Annotated in this window: 17 protein-coding genes; 11 read left to right on the top strand and 6 right to left on the bottom strand. The window is 43.6% G+C overall.

Features of this window, described 5'->3' with window-relative positions:
* Window positions 1–89 precede the first annotated feature (89 nt).
* Window positions 90–416 (top strand): YuzD family protein, encoded by a 327-nt coding sequence (locus tag B9Z54_RS01400; protein WP_113926751.1) that lies wholly within the window; start codon window positions 90–92, stop codon window positions 414–416.
* 474 nt (window positions 417–890) lie between these two features.
* Here the strand turns inward: B9Z54_RS01400 and B9Z54_RS01395 are convergent, their stop codons facing one another.
* The gene (locus tag B9Z54_RS01395; RefSeq protein WP_113926750.1) at window positions 891–1,958 is read right to left on the bottom strand and encodes an NAD(P)/FAD-dependent oxidoreductase; all 1,068 of its coding nucleotides are present in this window, start codon (window positions 1,956–1,958) and stop codon (window positions 891–893) included.
* A 374-nt stretch (window positions 1,959–2,332) separates the two neighbouring features.
* Here B9Z54_RS01395 and B9Z54_RS01390 point away from each other — a divergent pair, with 374 nt between their 5' ends.
* Both B9Z54_RS01390 and B9Z54_RS01385 read left to right on the top strand, forming a co-directional pair.
* Window positions 2,333–2,569: a YuzB family protein gene (locus B9Z54_RS01390; RefSeq protein WP_113926749.1), complete on the top strand. Its 237-nt coding sequence runs from the start codon at window positions 2,333–2,335 to the stop codon at window positions 2,567–2,569.
* Between the two features lie 430 nt (window positions 2,570–2,999).
* On the top strand, window positions 3,000–3,389 hold the full coding sequence (locus tag B9Z54_RS01385) for a VOC family protein (RefSeq protein ID WP_113926748.1): 390 nt from the start codon (window positions 3,000–3,002) through the stop codon (window positions 3,387–3,389).
* A gap of 33 nt (window positions 3,390–3,422) precedes the next feature.
* Here the strand turns inward: B9Z54_RS01385 and B9Z54_RS01380 are convergent, their stop codons facing one another.
* A complete protein-coding gene (locus B9Z54_RS01380; RefSeq protein WP_113926747.1) occupies window positions 3,423–4,115 on the bottom strand; it encodes a DUF2225 domain-containing protein in 693 nt (230 codons plus the stop codon).
* Between the two features lie 198 nt (window positions 4,116–4,313).
* Here B9Z54_RS01380 and B9Z54_RS01375 point away from each other — a divergent pair, with 198 nt between their 5' ends.
* A complete protein-coding gene (locus B9Z54_RS01375; protein WP_113926746.1) occupies window positions 4,314–4,676 on the top strand; it encodes a HesB/IscA family protein in 363 nt (120 codons plus the stop codon).
* Between the two features lie 57 nt (window positions 4,677–4,733).
* On the opposite strand, the gene B9Z54_RS01370 is transcribed toward B9Z54_RS01375, so the two are convergent.
* Window positions 4,734–5,375 carry an SDR family oxidoreductase gene (locus tag B9Z54_RS01370; protein ID WP_205207646.1) on the bottom strand — a complete coding sequence of 214 codons (642 nt, stop codon included), beginning with the start codon at window positions 5,373–5,375 and terminating at the stop codon, window positions 4,734–4,736.
* Window positions 5,376–5,711: 336 nt separating this feature from the next.
* Window positions 5,712–6,707 carry an NAD(P)/FAD-dependent oxidoreductase gene (locus B9Z54_RS01365; RefSeq protein WP_113926744.1) on the bottom strand — a complete coding sequence of 332 codons (996 nt, stop codon included), beginning with the start codon at window positions 6,705–6,707 and terminating at the stop codon, window positions 5,712–5,714.
* 408 nt (window positions 6,708–7,115) lie between these two features.
* Between B9Z54_RS01365 and B9Z54_RS01360 the strand changes: the two genes are divergently transcribed.
* From B9Z54_RS01360 to B9Z54_RS01345, 5 genes are all read left to right on the top strand, one after another.
* On the top strand, window positions 7,116–8,333 hold the full coding sequence (locus B9Z54_RS01360) for an NAD(P)/FAD-dependent oxidoreductase (RefSeq protein WP_113926743.1): 1,218 nt from the start codon (window positions 7,116–7,118) through the stop codon (window positions 8,331–8,333).
* A 489-nt stretch (window positions 8,334–8,822) separates the two neighbouring features.
* Window positions 8,823–9,356: an NUDIX hydrolase gene (locus B9Z54_RS01355; RefSeq protein ID WP_113926742.1), complete on the top strand. Its 534-nt coding sequence runs from the start codon at window positions 8,823–8,825 to the stop codon at window positions 9,354–9,356.
* A 132-nt stretch (window positions 9,357–9,488) separates the two neighbouring features.
* Entirely contained in the window at window positions 9,489–9,611 is a 123-nt protein-coding gene (locus B9Z54_RS26340; protein WP_162785043.1) for a YuiA family protein, read from the top strand.
* A 309-nt stretch (window positions 9,612–9,920) separates the two neighbouring features.
* Complete coding sequence (locus B9Z54_RS01350) at window positions 9,921–10,244, top strand: YuiB family protein (RefSeq protein WP_113926741.1); 324 nt, start codon at window positions 9,921–9,923, stop codon at window positions 10,242–10,244.
* A 458-nt stretch (window positions 10,245–10,702) separates the two neighbouring features.
* Window positions 10,703–11,413: a 3D domain-containing protein gene (locus B9Z54_RS01345; RefSeq protein ID WP_113926740.1), complete on the top strand. Its 711-nt coding sequence runs from the start codon at window positions 10,703–10,705 to the stop codon at window positions 11,411–11,413.
* Between the two features lie 199 nt (window positions 11,414–11,612).
* Here the strand turns inward: B9Z54_RS01345 and B9Z54_RS01340 are convergent, their stop codons facing one another.
* Window positions 11,613–12,404: a cobalamin-binding protein gene (locus B9Z54_RS01340; RefSeq protein WP_113926739.1), complete on the bottom strand. Its 792-nt coding sequence runs from the start codon at window positions 12,402–12,404 to the stop codon at window positions 11,613–11,615.
* Between the two features lie 17 nt (window positions 12,405–12,421).
* Complete coding sequence (locus B9Z54_RS01335; protein ID WP_113926796.1) at window positions 12,422–12,895, bottom strand: divergent PAP2 family protein; 474 nt, start codon at window positions 12,893–12,895, stop codon at window positions 12,422–12,424.
* 180 nt (window positions 12,896–13,075) lie between these two features.
* On the opposite strand from B9Z54_RS01335, the gene B9Z54_RS01330 reads away from it, so the two are divergent.
* Together B9Z54_RS01330 and B9Z54_RS01325 are read left to right on the top strand one after the other, a co-directional pair.
* Window positions 13,076–14,581 carry a leucyl aminopeptidase gene (locus B9Z54_RS01330; protein ID WP_113926738.1) on the top strand — a complete coding sequence of 502 codons (1,506 nt, stop codon included), beginning with the start codon at window positions 13,076–13,078 and terminating at the stop codon, window positions 14,579–14,581.
* Window positions 14,582–15,029: 448 nt separating this feature from the next.
* Entirely contained in the window at window positions 15,030–16,346 is a 1,317-nt protein-coding gene (locus B9Z54_RS01325) for a Na+/H+ antiporter family protein (protein WP_113926737.1), read from the top strand.
* Window positions 16,347–16,898: the final 552 nt, after the last annotated feature.

The raw sequence follows: 16,898 nt of genomic DNA, 5'->3' as shown, positions 1-16,898 counted from the left end.
ATGCGCTCAATAATAAGCATAAACTTTTGATTTACGATTAAAGGGGAAGTTCTGTAAAATAAGAGGCAGGAAGATAAAGGGGTGTAGTCATGGAAAGAAAAGAAGCGGAAATCATCGTCTACGGAGCAGAGAAAGTCTGTGCGAGCTGTGTCAATTTGCCGACATCAAAGGAAACCTATGAATGGCTGGATGCTGCGGTCACACGAAAATTCCCTGAGCAGCCATTTACAATCAAGTATGTTGATATATTCAATCCTCCTGAAGAAGAGGAGCTAAAGGAGTTTGCCTCCCGAGTCATTGAAGAAGATATGTTTTATCCAGTCGTTTTGGTATCGGGTAAAGTGGTCGGTGAAGGAAACCCGAAACTGAAAACGATATTCGCCGAGCTGGAGAAATTCGGGTATAGAGCTGGGTGATATCGAGCCTCAATAAAAATAATGTTAACCAGAACGCACTGATAAGCTCTCAGTGCGTTTTTATTTTGCAGGATATGGAAGGCAAAATACTTTAATATGTTAAAATAAGGATAATGCTATTTTTAGGAGGGGCATAGTGGGACTTACCTTAACATTATTAGGTATTTTATCTTCTGCAGCGGTTCTTTATTATATGGGTAAGGCCGGGTTTGAATGGGGTAAGAATATCGACGAGGATGAAACGGACAGCAAGTAACATCCGGTTGCTAGCGGCAAATCGAAATACACACTTTTCTACAGGTGAACTAGTTATGAAAGTTCTCCAAAAGCCAAGTGGCTGAAAAATAGTTTAATGAATATTTTACTAAGGGAAACTTAGAAATCCTGTATGGACTAATGTTTTTAGTGAAACTTGAATATCAGTTCAAACAAAAACCCAACGGCGCACAAGCCGTTGGGTTTCCTATTTCAATATCAACCGTTATGGTATTTATACATCCAGAGCACTCCGGATTTCAGAAGTCTGGCTACACGGCCGGTAATGGAGCGTTCGTTCACCAGTCCGAAACCGTGTTTCTTGCCAAGAGAACCGAGGATTCCCTTCAGTTTGATGCGCGGCAGTTCTTCCGGCAGCTCTTCGCCTTTCCAGCGTTTGAGGAGGACCGTGACGATTTGCTCCGCTTGTCCTTCAGCGAGCTGAGCGCTTGGTGCCTGTGAAAGGCTTGCACAGTCTCCGACGACATAGACATGTTCATTTTCAGGGATGTTATGATACTTCGTCAGTATGACTCTGCCTTGCTTATCTTTCTCTACTTCCATTTCGCGGACTATTTTGTTTGGCTGTATGCCTGCAGTCCAAACGATGGCGTCACAGTGGATGCTGTCTTCATGGTTGAAGAGGGTATTCGGTTCAACTTTGGTGATACTGGAATTATTGACGATGTCCACGTTATTTTCCTCGAACCATTTATGGACATAGGAGCTTAACCTTTCAGGGAAGCTGCCCAGGATTCTTGATCCGCGGTCGAAAAGTTTGATGTCCAGGTCCGAACGGCTTTCACGGAGTTCACTGGCCAATTCAATTCCACTCAAGCCTGCGCCCACAATGCCGACGACTGAACCGGCAGGAAGATTGCACAGTGCCTCATATGTTTTACGGGATTTTTCAATAGATTGAATGCTGTAAGTGAATTCATCAGCGCCTGGTACACCATGGTATTTGTCTTCACAGCCTAATCCTATAACAAGATCGTCATATGTGACTGCTTCTTCTCCATTTAAGTGAACCAGTTTATTCGCTGCATCGATTTTCGTTACGTCACCATATTTCACAGTCAGCCGGGAGTGTTCCGGGAAATCCACACGGACATGCTGGTCGGAGATGGTTCCCGCAGCGAGGGCATAGTATTCTGTTTTTAAACAGTGATAAGGCACACGGTCGATAAGGGTGATGGAGACATCATCAGGAAGCTGGTTAGGCAGCAGGCGTAGAAGCACCCGCATATTCCCATATCCGCCTCCAAGCAGGACTAAATTTTTCATAAAGTAATTTCCCCTTTTAGCATTTAATGTTGAAACTCATTATCGTTATCACTATGCAGAAAAGCCCGGCTGTTTCAAAATGCGGGGAGATGCAAAGCTATCGAAATGAGGGACAGGTTAAGTAAGCACTTTCAATAATAGGCATTTATTCTTCTAATTCTCTATATAACTAAACGCAATCACTAAAAAGTATATCGAAATAATAGATATTTCACAACAGAATTATGACAAATTATTCACATATAAGAGCTGTTTTTAACCTATCCACCCATACTGAAATGATAAAAAAAGGCGGCAATGGCCCATGACTATTCATTGACGTTATACCGGAAAAAAGGTAGCATAATCTTTGTAGCAATAGCGAGGTGAAGAAAGTGAAACCAATCATTGAGTTTTGCATTAGCAATCTTGCAAGCGGGGCACAAAAGGCACTTGAGGCTCTTGAAAGGGATCCTAATCTCGACGTGGTCGAATATGGCTGTTTAGGATACTGCGGAAAATGCGCTTCAGCCTTCTTCGCGCTAGTCAACGGTGATGTGGTAACAGGAGACAGCCCGGATGAGCTTGTGGAAAATATCTATCAATTCTTAGAAGAAAACCCGATGTTTTAACGCATAAATCTAGTACTCAACAACGAACAGGCAGAGAGAGAAAGTCTTCTTCTGCCTGTTTTTTATTGTAAGGTATTTCTTGGAAATAATGTGGTTGTTGAAAAGGAATGGATTTCCGCTCCAATCGCACGACTCCGCGGGGCGGGCGCTGGAACTAGACGTCCCGCTAGTTCCGCAGGAGGTCGCACGCTTTCCGCTCCAATCCCCCTACTTAAAAGGGGAGGAATTGAAAAAAACATTTGAAAACAACAAGAAAAATTCTCATTATGGGATTTTCTCTGTCACAATCTATCATCACTATTCATCCCAGTGGTAGGATGATATTAAGGAAATAAGCCAATGTTTTCACTATAAAATACCTAAATATAAATTTCTTATACAAAGAACCTATTGTTAAGACAAAAAAATTAATTAAAGGGGATTATGATCCATGGCTTACTTTACGGGGCTTCTGCAAACAAACTTATATGTGAAAGATATCAATCAGGCAGCAAAATGGTATCAGGATTTTCTGGGATTCACCATTGCGGCGGATTACGGCACAACTGTCATATTGGCATTTTGCGGCTCGCCGTCCTACGATGAGGGGAAGAGCGGCACTCCCGTTTTATGCCTGATTGAAAGCCAGGGTGCCCAAGCTGGAAAGAATACGACTCATCCTGTACTTGGAATCTCAAAGGAACACTGCGAGAATCTCTATAATGAATTGAAGGAGGATAATGTAGAGGTGGAAGAAAATCCTTCACATAGAGGACACTTCAAGTTTTATGACCCTGATGGGAACATGCTGGAGGCATTTTGTCCTGGTATTTATGATTGAGAATGAAGAGCCGGAATTCGGCTCTTCTTGTCTCTAGGTCGCTTTTCTGTAATCCTCTCTCATCTCATGCCAGCGGTCGCGGGCCATTTCAACGATCCTGGGTTCAAGAGAGTTCTTCTGTTTGGAGAGTACTTTAGAAAAATAAGAGGCAGCCTCGCGATATTTCTGCAGCCTTAATTGCAGTTCTGCTATAAGATATAGAATTTTAGTTTCTGACATTCCCATGCCCGTAAAATCTTCATTTAGATAGGCTGAGGTGTAGGTGTTCATGGCAAGTGACATGAACCTGTTTTCTTGTTCTTCATTCCCAATAGACCGGTACAGCCAGGCGGTACGGAGGTAAAGACCTGCCATTGTGATGCTCTTTTCTCTCTTTAGCGTACCTGACAGAATAGCGAGCTTGTAAGTGTTAATCGCCTCCAGGGTTGACCTGCTTCCGCCATAATGCTGTTTCGTCCAATGGTTCGTCAATTTTTCCTGTATTTCGGTTCTTACTGAAGGAACAATATACCTGTTGAAATCATCTGTGAAGGAAAATCCACATTCCGGGCAAACGTTCACATTATATAATAGGGGATTAATTTTCTCATCTTGATATACAGGGCGGAAATCAGTTTCATGGCAGCGCAGTTTAATAAAGCGGCTGCGGATCTTGGTGCTTTTAAAGGAGTTTTTGCAGACAAGGCACTCTATGTTTTTTTGATAAAAAGGTGTAATTTCAGTCATTGTTCACCCTCCGCTCGTATAGTTCATTGTGCTTATATTATAACGTAAATTAAAGGTATAAAGTACTATAAGTTGTTAATTTGCCCATTTTGCAGATTGGTTGAGGATAAGGGTGAAAAAGTATATACTTAAGACATAACAGTCATAAACTATAGTGAGAAGATAGATTTAGTAAATCGTTATACGGAGGTGATTTATATGTCAGAGGTAGTAGTGATCACAGAAGCGGCAGCTTTGCAAATCAAGGATATGATGAAGCAGAATGAAGAGGAAGGTGCATTCATTCGTGTATCGATTAAAGGAGGCGGCTGCAGCGGACTTTCATATGGAATGGGATTTGAACACGAACCAGCAGAAGATGACATCCAACTGGAGCTCGAAGGCATTAAAGTTGTCGTAAATAAACAGGACGCTCCGATTTTGAATGGAACTAAGATCGATTACAAACAATCCATGATGGGCGGCGGTTTTACCATCGATAATCCTAACGCAATCGCAAATTGCGGGTGTGGATCGTCGTTCAGGACTGCGACGAATACAGGTACGCCGGAGAATTGTTAATAACATCATCATATAAAGCCCCTTTCGAGCAGAATGTTTTCTCGGAAGGGGCTTTTTTTATACTCTTTTCAATGCTTCCTGGATAGGTGTATCTCCATTGAGAATTTCGAAGGTTTTATGATAGGTTTCCCTTTCATTCAGGCAGGCTGTCAGCACTTCGGCAACATCTTCTCGGGTAATGCTTCCGCTTTTGTCTTGAATGGAAGGGGACGCGATGATTTTTCCGGTTCCTTCTCCGTCAACAAGAGCTCCTGGCCGGACGATTGTGTAATTCAGTCCGCTCTCAAGCAAGTGCTGGTCGGCACGGCCTTTTGCTTTCAAATAATGCTCCATGCTATCCGGTGCAATTGAAGGGGTATCGGCACCCATTGAGCTCAGCATAATAAAACGGTCAAGTCCTTTTTCCTTCGCAAAATCGATTGCTTTGATCGCTCCCTGTTCGTCTACGGCAGTTGTTTTGTCAGGACCGGTTGAGCTGCCTGACCCTGCAGCAAAAATAACAGCGTTCATTTCGTCGAATACATAGGAAAAGTCTTCTTCCAGATCCCCGATGAGAGGTTTGGCACCAAGTTCTTCCATTGCATCAATTTGCCCAGCTTTACGAATCATGGCTGTGGCGAGATGCTGGCTGCTATTGACCAATGAGGAGATCACCAATTGTCCGGTTTTCCCGTTCGCTCCTATAACTAATACATTCATGAGAATCATCCTCTGTAATTAAATAGTCTTATTAATGGTTCTACCCCGCTCAGCTGTTAATAAACGCTCGACTGTATACCCTATATAGAATCACACTATAAGGCTGTTTTATTCTCAAAGCTATATAAAAAAGCTGATACCGTAGACAAATGCCTTTGGGTACCAGCTATTTGAAGAGCTAATAAAGTATAAAACTTTGAGATTGAAAATTAGGGAGCGTTTCTGAATCGAGTCCCTCGGGGTCAAATAACCCCTGGAGAATAAAGGAAAGACCGTTTTTTTTCTCCAGAGAACATTTGCCTGTTGGGGCTAAACGTGGCGCTTCCGCTTTTTAAATTAGCTGAACAAAGATGTACTGTGCAGCGGCTGAACGCGTGCATCAGGATCCATGTAAGCTTTCGCATTGTTGACAGCAGTCGGTGCTTCACCGAAGCCGCTGGCAATCAGCTTAACTTTTCCATCATAAGTAGAAACATCGCCTGCCGCGTATATTCCAGGGATGTTCGTTTCCATTTTTGAATTCACTACAATGGAGTTCTTTTCGATGTTCAAGCCCCAATCCTTGATCGGTCCAAGAGAAGAGACAAAACCGAAGTTCACGATTAATTCATCAAGGTCCAGTGCTTCTTTAGCATCTCCGCGGACTTCTTCCAACACTAACTGGTTCACTTTTTCATCGTCGCCGATCACTTCTGTTGGAACGAATGGTGTTTTGATTTCAACAGATGATTTGTTTAATTCATCTACACTGTGTTCATGGGCACGGAATTTATCCCGGCGGTGAACAAGCGTGACTTTCTCAGCGATAGGCTCAAGCATCAATGCCCAATCGACTGCAGAATCTCCGCCGCCGCAGATGACGACTTTCTTTCCTGCGAAATATTGCATATCATCTATGAAATAATGAAGATTTTTTCCTTCATATGTAGAAGCGCCTTCTAAATCCAGTCTTCTAGGCTGGAATGCACCATTTCCTGCAGTGATGATGATAGTTCTGGAATAATGGACTTCTTTATCAGTCGTTAACTTGAAGACACCATCGGCCTGTTTTTCGACATTTTCCACAGCTTGCTCAAGGCAGACAGTGGATTCGAACTGCGCCATTTGCTCCTTGAGGTTATTGACAAGGTCCTGGGCTTTTACTTTAGGGAAGCCGGCAACATCATAGATGTACTTTTCAGGATATAGGGTAGACAATTGTCCACCGAGCTGCGGCAGGCTCTCGATGATTTTGACGCTTGCTTTCCTCATGCCGCCATAAAAAGCAGTGAACAGTCCGGTTGGACCTCCACCGATAATGGTAATATCATATACTTTTTGATCCTCTTTCAAATGAATTCCCTCCTGTTTGTTTTGCAATATAGTATCTATTCTACCACATGAGCTCACTTCTTCACAAAATATGTATTAAAATTGCGAATAATCAGTTATATTGAATGCGCTTGCATGCCTATGGCCTTTAAAGCTGAGAAATGCCGTATTTTCTAAATTTTCGCAAGTTTAATTCTTTAGGGTTATATCTTGAAAATAAAAGGTAAAAAGAATAATATGTAGTGTAGGGCATAATGTTAAGATTTTATGACATTTTTCACTCTTTTTCTATTCATTATCGTGAAATGTGTCACATACTTATTTATTATTTTTCTTTATTTACTATTTTTCAAATAAAAATCTTGCCTGCGGTGGATGCTAATCTTATTATTCATCGTAAATTCTAAGAAAAAGGTGGATGTGATTTAGTTGAGAAAGCCAAGAATAGTTGTATTAGGTGCCGGTTATGGCGGTTTGATGACAGTGACTCGACTGCAAAAACAATTCAGTAAGGACCAAGCGGATATCGTTTTGATCAACAAAAACGATTACCATTACGAAACAACATGGCTGCACGAGGCCTCCGCAGGAACATTGCATCATGATAAAGTGCGTTATGATATCAAAGATGTCATTGACAGCCACAAAGTGAATTTCATTCAAACGACAGTGGAAGATATCCAGACGGATGCGAAGAAAGTCATCACAGCAGAAGGCGAAGTGGAGTATGACTATCTGGTAGTCGCTCTAGGCGCTGTATCGGAAACATTCGGAATTACAGGTCTTCATGAGCATGCTTTCATGATTGCCAACATCAATTCTGCACGCCAGCTTCGTGAACACATTGAATATCAATTTGCTACTTATAGAAATGAAGAAGACAAAAAAGACGAGCGCTTGACTATCGTTGTCGGCGGTGCAGGCTTTACAGGAATCGAATTCCTTGGAGAACTAGGAAACCGTATCCCTGAGCTTTGCAAAGAATACGATGTGGACTTCAAGAAAGTGAGAATCGTATGTGTGGAAGCCGCGCCAATGATCCTTCCTGGTTTCGATCCGGAACTTGTGAAGTATGCACGCGCCAAGCTGGAGAAAAAAGGTGTGGAATTCCGCATCGGCACTCCGCTTAAAGAAGCTACTGCAAATTCTGTCATCATCTCTAAAGGTGAAGATGAAGTGGAAGAAATTCAAGCTGGAACAATCGTATGGGCTGCGGGAGTCCGCGGAAACCCTGTCATCGAGAAATCCGGTATTGAAAACATGAGAGCCCGCGTTAAAGTCGGTAAAGATCTGCGAGCTCCGGGTCACGACAACATCTTCGTCATTGGTGACTGTTCATTGATGATCAACGAAGAAGTTGACCGTCCATACCCGCCGACTGCTCAAATCGCGATGCAGCAGGGTGAAACTTGTGCGCGCAATATCGCTGCCCTGATTAAAGGCAATGATGCGCTTGAGCAATTCAAGCCGGACATCAAGGGAACCGTTTGTTCCCTGGGTGAAGACGATGCCATCGGTCTTGTATTCGGCAAGAAATTGATGGGTACCAAAGCTTCATTCATGAAGAAAATGGTTGATAACCGTGCGCTTTACATGGTAGGCGGAGCAGGCCTTGTCATGAAAAAAGGTAAATTCAAGTTCTTTTAAACGATAAACACAAGCAGAGCGATTCATTTCGTTCTGCTTTTTTTGTAGGAAGATTTAATGTGAATTATCCTGTCGGAGTGAAGAGTAGGTGAAGCAGGGTGATTTCTTGAGAAACACCCTGCTAGAACGGGTGAAGAGCAGGTGAAGCATGGTGGTTCGGTGAAAAACACCCTGCTAAAGCGGGTTAAGAGTAGTTGAAGCATGGTGATTCGTTGAAAAACACCCTGCTAGAACGGGTGTTAAGTAGCTGAAGCATGGTGATTATGAGAAAAACACCCTGCTAAAGTGGATGACAAGTAGCTGAAGCATGGTGATTATGAGAAAAACACCCTGCTAAAGCGGGTGAAGAGTAGTTGAAGCAAGGTGATTTCGTGAAAAACACCCTGCTAAAGATGGAAGCAGGATCAAGTAGCAGGGTGATTAGCACCTAAACATCACGATTTTGAGCTGAAAGACATTTTAGTATGAGGATAAGATTAAAAAGCCTTTATGGGGTTGGAGGAGAATAGATTGAAGCGTGGTAACGTCTGGCTTGCTGCTGCAGGCCTGCTCATTGATAAAGACGGCCGCTGGCTGGTGGTCAAGAAAAAGTATGGCGGGTTGAAGGGCATGTGGTCCCTCCCGGCAGGATTTGTGGATGAGGGGGAAACTCTGGAGGAAGCAGCCCAGCGTGAGGTAAGAGAAGAAACCGGGCTGGATACCTCGGTCAATGGAATCATAGGAATACGATCCGGTGTGATTAAGGACAAAATCAGCGACAACATGGTGTTGTTTCTTTTGAACCAAAAGGATCCAGCACAAATGCCGGTTCCATGTGAAGATGAAATTTCCGAAGTGGCATGGAAGACTAAGGATGAGCTTCTGCAATGTGAGGAAACGTCGGTCATGATCCATGAGATGATCAAGTATGATTTCAGTCTGTTAAAATCGGGATTAGACCCTATAAACCCCGGAAAACAGTTCGGCTATACCAGCTATAAACTATTTTTTAATTTTCTGAAATTTAATGAAATATTAAGATAACTTGAGTAAGATTATGATGTATTCGCTTTCATGGCTGTACACGCGTGTTTTTGTCCCTTTTCTAAAAAAACAAACGGTGTTATATTATCAGAAATCACTAAAAACTTTTTGAGAAAAGGGGAGATAAGGACGATGAGATCAGCGATTGAAACAGCATCAAAGAAATGTGATTATTGCTCAGGTAAAGGGTATTTCCAACTCGTTCTTGGCGGCTCTGAAACATGTCCATGCTGCAGCGGCAGCGGTAAAAAATAATAAATAAGTGCACTGATTATCAATAGTATGGGCTGGCCATTGGCTGGCCCTTTTGTTTATTTAGGATGCTCTATAAAATTGGAAGGCTGGCGGCCTGCTGCAGGGCTGGTAGACGTCAGTACCCAGCGATCAGTCCCTGTGCCCTGTAGAAACAACTGATCTTTAAAAATCTTTACTAACACAGACCTTCAAAACCGCCACTAAAATATGTTCATTTTGTGAAGAACCCTCAATTAGTCCCAATGTTTATTGACGATGGATTAAACATTGAGTACACTAAACTTTAGTGTCAATGGAGGTGCTTCAGGAATGCAAATGGGAATTCCGGTTGTAATTATATCAATGTTACTATTTTTTGTTTTGTTCTTTGGCATCGGTTTCTTGCTGAACATGCTGCTGAGAATGACATGGATTATGGCAGTCATCTATCCTCTTATCACCATTTTTATTGTGGACGAGGTAAGATTCATAGAATATTTCAGAAACGCAGGAGAATCATTTTCTGCATTAGGAACAAAATTCGGAGCACTAACTGCGGTTGATGTGCTTATCCTTTCTTGTGGACTCGCCGGTGCGATTGTATCGGGAATCACCATGAAGGTACTTAGAAAAAAAGGCTATCAAATGTTTTGATTTTTAAACTCTTTGCTCATAGGCAAAGGGTTTTTTGTTTTTACAGCCATTTTTGCTGCAATGAATAGTAACCCCCCAATAGCCGAGATGACAGGCGTGCAACCTTGACTTGCGGGCAAATGAAATCCCTCTTTAGCTTAGATAACGGCCCGTAAGCTGGTCTTACGGACCAATAAGAGGCCGCTTCAATCGAGATACCGGCCCGCAACCTGGGGTAACGGACAATAAGACACCCAATCTTTCAAATAAAATGTATGTAGTCTATCCATTCAGACTTAAAAAACCTGACAATCACATGTCTTCAGCACTATCACTTCCTCCCCAAATAAGAGTCTTTCTTCACTTGTTTTTAGTCCCCTTCCTATTCAGAAAGTTGAAACTATTAGACTTTTTAACTAATTCCTGAATATATTCTTTTCTTTTGGGAAAGTAATAGTGATGGGAGGAGTGATTCTTACATGAATATTTTAAAAAAATGGTCTAAGAGGCTGGTCATGGCTCTACTATTCTCAGCAGCTTTGCTAGTCACATTCCAATCGGTTTCTGGAGTCAACGCCGAGTCCTTTTCCGGCTGGCTGTCAGAACAAAAAGGCGCAGAAAAAGCAGAAAGCGTTTTGAATGAGCATTCATATAAAACTTTATCTTTGAGGGAAAAGTTATTTAAAAGGGCAAAAACCCTTACCACACTAATTTCAGCTGCGGAACCGGTAGTAGCAAAGCCAAGGCCGCTTGAAGAAGCCATTGATTGGTCTCAGTATCCTAAATCCACGGTAACAGCCACGGGGTATACAGCGGGAATCGAATCAACAGGGAAGCTTCCGGGGGATCCGGCTTACGGTATTACATATTCAGGTGTGAAGGTAAAAAGAGACTTGTATTCAACAGTAGCTGCCGATCCTGACGTGTTTCCAATCGGGACAATTCTGTTCATTCCAGGATACGGATATGGTGTTGTAGCGGATACGGGAAGTGCCATTAAAGGACATAAGCTTGATTTATATTACGATACGGTTGATGAAGTGTACGAAAAATGGGGCAAGAAGGACCTTGATGTTTATGTTGTCACAAAGGGAACAGGAAAGCTGACGGAAGAAGAGCTGACAGCCCTTAATGAGAATGAGAGCATGCAGGTTTTCAGACAGCAGTACATTCGAAAAATCCAAGAGTAATGAAAAAGAGGAAGGGCCGCGGCTCTTCCTCTTTTTGTATTAGGCTCGATTAGTAAACTTTGCGGTTATTTGATATGAATTCTGTAAGAAACTTTCCTTGGAATCAAGAAAGAAAAGAGCTGCTTCCTCAGTGTAAAGAGAGAAACAGCCTCATCCGGGGATATCTGAAAGCAGCAATCTATGCGAAAACAGCCTTGTACTAAAATTTAATGGTACCGTATTGGCCGGGGTGCAGTATCTTACCGAGCTTCAAAGCACCGTCGAGCAACCGCGGCGAGGGTCTGCAGTACAGTTCCTCTTGGAGTACAAGAATTCGGTCATCGGCCACCGCCTTAAGAGTATTCCATCCTGCACGCTTTTTGACGATAGCCGGATTGACTTTTTCCCGCCTGACGCCTACCCAGGCAAGACATATGTAATCAGGATTTCTTGTGAGGACATCCTCCCAATCCGTTTGGATACTGGCAAGCTCCACATCTCTGTAGATATTCCTGGCACCTGCCAGAACACTCAATTCTGTCAGCCAGTTTATCTTCCCCGGGGTGAAAACAGGTTTTGGCCACCATTCCCAATACAGCTCGGGAGCTGAGTCCGTTTTGGCTGCTGCTTCTTTCAGAAGATTGATTTTGCCCCTGAACTGTTTTTGCTTTTCTATTGCCTCAGCTTCGACCCCGCAGGCTTTTCCGACTGTCAGTAAATCATCGGCAATATCTTCAAAGCTTTGCGGGTCTGTTACGATATAGGGCAGGTTCCGCTTTTGCAGTTCCTTAATATTTTTTTCCATTCCGGGGACACTGAGGGAAGCCAGGATCAAGTCAGGCTGAAGGTCCTCGACCAAATCCATATTAATGCTAAGGTCAGGTCCCAGTCTTGGAAGGGCATTGACTTCTTCGGGATAGTCGGAGAAGTCATCGACCCCCACCAGGGAAGATGACAGGCCCAAATAGTCTGCGACTTCTGTATTGCTGGGACAGATTGAAACAATTCTCATCTTGTTTCCCCCCTTTGTTAGAGCGTGTAGTATATGACTAAGGTCAGCAGGATGCCGGATAGACCGCCGAAGAAGACTTCAATCGGTTTGTGGCCGAGCAGTTCTTTCAGTTCTTTCCGTTTTACTTCTTCCGGTTTCTTCTGCCAGCCTTTTGCTTCTCCTACGAATTTCTGAAAGTCACCAACCAATTGGTTCAGGACAATGGCTTGTTCCCCAGCCTGGCGCCTTACACCGGTTGCATCGAACATCGTAATGATGGCAAAGATGGCGGAAACAGCGAAAATAGGAGAGTCCAGGCCGGTTTCCAAGGCAATGCCAGTCGATAATGCCGTTACGGCTGCGGAATGGGAGCTTGGCATTCCTCCGGTAGAGGTAAGCAGTGACCAGTCGATTTTCTTTGTTGCCATGAATTGAATGGGCACTTTGATGAACTGGGCGAAAAAGATACCGAATAAAGCCGCCCAAAATGGGAAGTTTGTAAGTAATTCCATTGCTGTCAAAAAACATCCTTTCCTGTGGTATTGGTAGTTATATTCCCGTTCTGTCTTATAAAATGTATTCCCAATTATACCATAGAAAATCATGGAAATAGAAATCCTTCACACCTGGTGATTCCTCTCATTCGAAATATACCGAATATTTATATATAATAAAGGCGGAGGTGTTTTTAAATGAAATTTACAGTTGATAATAATGGATTTTTAAACAGTGAACAGGAGTGTATCCTTGTCGGGTTATTCAATGCCCCTGAATTTTCAGGAGAGCTTGCCGAATTGGATGCCAAATTTGATGGGCATTTAACCGAATTAGTCAAATCGGGAGATCTTTCGTCCAAACTGAACACTGTTTCCAAGGTACATACTTTCGGTAAAATCCCTGCAAAGCGTCTGGTGTTTGTAGGACTCGGAAAAGCAAAAGGACTTTCATTTGATGAACTGAGGGAAGCAATTGGTGCGGCCTCAAAGGCGATCCAGGAAATGAAAATTTCTTCTTTCTCGGTTGCTGTGGACACACTGACGACCGAACAGCTTGATGCTTCAGACATTGCCCATGCTGTCAGCGAAGCTTTCACAATGGCGACGTACAGATTCCCAGGATATAAACACAAGGGGAATATTCCTGAGACGTTCATTAAAAACCTGACTGCCTTTTCAAAAGAAGACAGCGCTGAAATTGAGGCTGCCCTTCAAGTGGGGTATGCACATGGAAGAGGAACAAACTCAGCCCGTGCTTTGGTCAATGCGCCTGGAAATATCATCACAGCAACCAAGCTTGCGAACTATGCGGCTGAAATCGGTAAAAAGTATGAGTTCGAAGTGGAAATCCTCGATAAAGAAGAAATGGAAAAACTCGGAATGGGCGCCCTGCTGGCAGTCAATCAAGGTTCCGTAGAGCCTCCTAAAATGATAGTGCTGAAATATCAAGGAAGAGACGAATGGGACGATGTTATCGGTCTTGTAGGAAAAGGAATTACGTTCGATACAGGCGGCTATTCCCTTAAGCCGAAGGACGGCATTGTCGGTATGAAAACGGATATGGGAGGAGCAGCTGCTGTTCTTGGCGCGATGGAAATCATCGGTGAATTGAAGCCTGAACAAAATGTTGTAGCCGTCATTCCTTCCACAGACAACATGGTAAGCGGAAATGCCTTCAAGCCGGACGATGTCATCACGGCAATGAGCGGCAAGACCATTGAAGTACTGAATACAGATGCAGAAGGAAGACTTGCTCTTGCGGACGGCATGACCTACGCCAAGCATCACGGAGCAAACTACCTGATTGATGTCGCTACGTTGACAGGCGGAGTCATCGTCGCTCTTGGAACGGACAAAACAGGTGCGATGACGAATGATGAAGCTCTGTTTGAACAAGTCCTGGAAGCGTCCTCTGAAGCAGGAGAGTTCATCTGGCGCCTTCCCTATACGGAAAATGACAAGAAGAGAGTCAGGGGCAGCAAGATCGCTGATTTAAACAACTCCCCGGGCCGCGAAGGACATGCAATCATGGCTGGCGCATTTGTCGGAGAATTCGCTGAGGGTACTCCTTGGGTCCACTTGGATATCGCAGGTACCGCCACATCGAAGTCCGACTATAACCTCGGACCTGCCGGAGCAACAGGCTCCATGGCACGTACACTTGCCTTGCTTGTGGAACGCTTTGAGCCTGCAGGAAAATAATTAGTTCTGAAAGCTTGTCTCTTTTGAGGCAGGCTTTTTTTGTGTCTTTGAATCGAAGATGAATGATGAGCAATCGACTAAAAATCCCTCAAGAGCTATTCAAACCTATTTAACATGAAAAGAAAAGAGCTGATCCCTCCGATTAGAGTATAAACCCTTAGTACCCGGGGGAAAATCCGGCTTTTGGGATTTTTCTGGGATTTTTCCGAAAGCAACAATATATGCGAAAATAGTTTTTTTAAAAAGTCAGAAGCATTTGAAGAAAATTGCGAATATGAGATTTTAGTGATTTACCAAACTAAAGCATTGACAGTTTTGAATGTCTCTGATAGATTAGTAAAAGTGTTTTAGTTCTCTACCAATTTAGCGCGTTAAAGCGTTTGGGCTGAATTTTACTAGTGATATAAAGATTTATTAAAAGAGAAACAGATGAAAGGAGATCTGCAGCATGAATGCAGTCATCGTTGCTGTCCTGGTTATGCTGATCCTAAGTTTGCTCCGTGTGAATGTTGTATTCGCACTAGTTGCCGGAGCACTTGCAGGAGGGCTCACAGGCGGTCTGGGAATAAATGAAACAGTCAGTGTATTTACAGATGGATTAGGGGGAGGAGCGAATATTGCGATAAGTTACGCCCTGTTAGGGGGCTTTGCTGTCGCAATCTCCTACACAGGCATTCCGAACCTGCTTGTCGAGTATGTCATACGCTTAGTAGGCAGAGAAAAGGATTCAAGAAAAAAAGCTTTGTCAAAAGCACTTATTGTTTTTTCAATTCTATTAATGGCATGTTTTTCACAGAATGTGATTCCGATCCACATTGCTTTCATACCGATCCTGATACCACCGTTACTGAAGGTGATGACAGAACTTGAAATAGACCGTAGATTGATTGCGTCGGCTCTGACATTCGGGCTTACCGCTCCATATATTCTGCTGCCGTACGGGTTTGGGTTCATGTTCCATGAAATCATCGCCCAGAACATGGAGGCTAGCGGTCTTGCCATTTCAATGGATGACATACCAAAAGCCATGCTATTGCCAACAGCAGGCCTTGTTGTCGGATTGTTGACAGCCGTATTCTTCAGTTATAGAAAACCACGAGAATATAAGAAAGTGGCCGAGGCAAAAGATGAGAACACAACAACTTACTCTAATAAGGCAATAGTTTTTGCACTCATTTCGATTGTAGCTGCTTTGTATGTGCAGCTGGCATTGGACTCCATGATATTTGGTGCACTGGCTGGTATTGCCATTTTGTATGTTTCAGGGTCTGTAAAGTGGAAGGATGCTGATGGTGTCCTCACTGAAGGGATGAAGATGATGGCATTCATTGGTTTTGTAATGATTGCCGCAAATGGATTTGCTGCCGTCGTTCAAGCTACTGGCCATGTTGATACACTTGTAGAAGCAACGACGGATATCATCGGAGGTAATCAAGCTCTTGCCGCATTGCTGATGTTGATTGTCGGCTTGCTTGTTACTATGGGTATCGGTTCTTCATTCGCGACAATCCCAATTATTGCCGCAATCTTTGTACCGCTTGCTCTGGAGCTCGGTTTCAGTCCGCTTGCGACGGTTGCGTTGGTCGGGACCGCAGGGGCGCTTGGAGACGCGGGGTCACCTGCATCTGATTCGACACTGGGACCGACCGCAGGATTGAATGCAGACGGACAGCACAACCACATCTGGGATACATGTGTACCGACATTCCTGCACTTTAATATCCCTATGATCGTGTTTGGCTGGCTTGCTGCAGTTATACTTTAGTAAACTATCTTTTTTTGCAGGAGCTTTCTTTTCAGAAATGTAAGTAGTTATAGAGTAGATAAAAGATCCGTCTGTTGACGGGTCTTTTGTTATTTTTTAAGAGGGAGCGTATTGGGATCGGCTATTAAGCAACTTATACAAAAATCTACATGCCGGCAAGCAGGGGGAAACTCAATCACAATGGTCCGTAAAAGTGAACTGCGGACCAATGTCCAGTGCTAATCTTAGTCTCACTGGCCCGAAAAGCTGGCGTGCGGGCCAACAAGCAGGGTTAATTATAATCTCACTGGCCCGAAAAGCTGGCGTGCGGGCCAACAAGCAGAGTTGATCATAATCTCACTGGTCCGTAAAGGAGGCATGCGGGCCAACAAGCCGAGCTAATCTTGTTTTCACTGGCCCGTAAAGCTGGCATGCGGGCCAACAAGCCGAGCTAATCTTGTTCTCACTGGCCCGTACAGAAGGAATGCGGGCCAACAAGCAGGATTAATCATAATCTCACTGGCCTGTAAAGAAGGCTTGCGGTCAATAGCCAAAGCCGAGTATACTCTCGCT

Origin of the sequence: Bacillus sp. P14.5, from assembly GCF_003316765.1 — a bacterium.
In the GTDB taxonomy this organism is placed as follows: Bacteria; Bacillota; Bacilli; order Bacillales; family Bacillaceae_B; genus Rossellomorea.
The sequence above is the reverse complement of the archived record's forward strand: the minus strand, read 5'-3'. Positions and strand labels throughout refer to the sequence as shown.

Bases quoted from the DNA above. Each gene is read 5' to 3' on its own strand.
- B9Z54_RS01340 (WP_113926739.1), bottom strand. From the start codon at position 12,404: ATGAGAATTGTTTCAATCTGTCCCAGCAATACAGAAGTCGCAGACTAT.
- B9Z54_RS01385 (WP_113926748.1), top strand. From the start codon at position 3,000: ATGGCTTACTTTACGGGGCTTCTGCAAACAAACTTATATGTGAAAGAT.
- B9Z54_RS01355 (WP_113926742.1), top strand. From the start codon at position 8,823: ATGGGGTTGGAGGAGAATAGATTGAAGCGTGGTAACGTCTGGCTTGCT.
- B9Z54_RS01400 (WP_113926751.1), top strand. From the start codon at position 90: ATGGAAAGAAAAGAAGCGGAAATCATCGTCTACGGAGCAGAGAAAGTC.
- B9Z54_RS01335 (WP_113926796.1), bottom strand. From the start codon at position 12,895: ATGGAATTACTTACAAACTTCCCATTTTGGGCGGCTTTATTCGGTATC.
- B9Z54_RS01325 (WP_113926737.1), top strand. From the start codon at position 15,030: ATGAATGCAGTCATCGTTGCTGTCCTGGTTATGCTGATCCTAAGTTTG.
- B9Z54_RS01375 (WP_113926746.1), top strand. From the start codon at position 4,314: ATGTCAGAGGTAGTAGTGATCACAGAAGCGGCAGCTTTGCAAATCAAG.
- B9Z54_RS01350 (WP_113926741.1), top strand. From the start codon at position 9,921: ATGCAAATGGGAATTCCGGTTGTAATTATATCAATGTTACTATTTTTT.
- B9Z54_RS01345 (WP_113926740.1), top strand. From the start codon at position 10,703: ATGAATATTTTAAAAAAATGGTCTAAGAGGCTGGTCATGGCTCTACTA.
- B9Z54_RS01395 (WP_113926750.1), bottom strand. From the start codon at position 1,958: ATGAAAAATTTAGTCCTGCTTGGAGGCGGATATGGGAATATGCGGGTG.
- B9Z54_RS01380 (WP_113926747.1), bottom strand. From the start codon at position 4,115: ATGACTGAAATTACACCTTTTTATCAAAAAAACATAGAGTGCCTTGTC.
- B9Z54_RS01370 (WP_205207646.1), bottom strand. From the start codon at position 5,375: ATGAATGTATTAGTTATAGGAGCGAACGGGAAAACCGGACAATTGGTG.
- B9Z54_RS26340 (WP_162785043.1), top strand. From the start codon at position 9,489: ATGAGATCAGCGATTGAAACAGCATCAAAGAAATGTGATTATTGCTCA.
- B9Z54_RS01330 (WP_113926738.1), top strand. From the start codon at position 13,076: ATGAAATTTACAGTTGATAATAATGGATTTTTAAACAGTGAACAGGAG.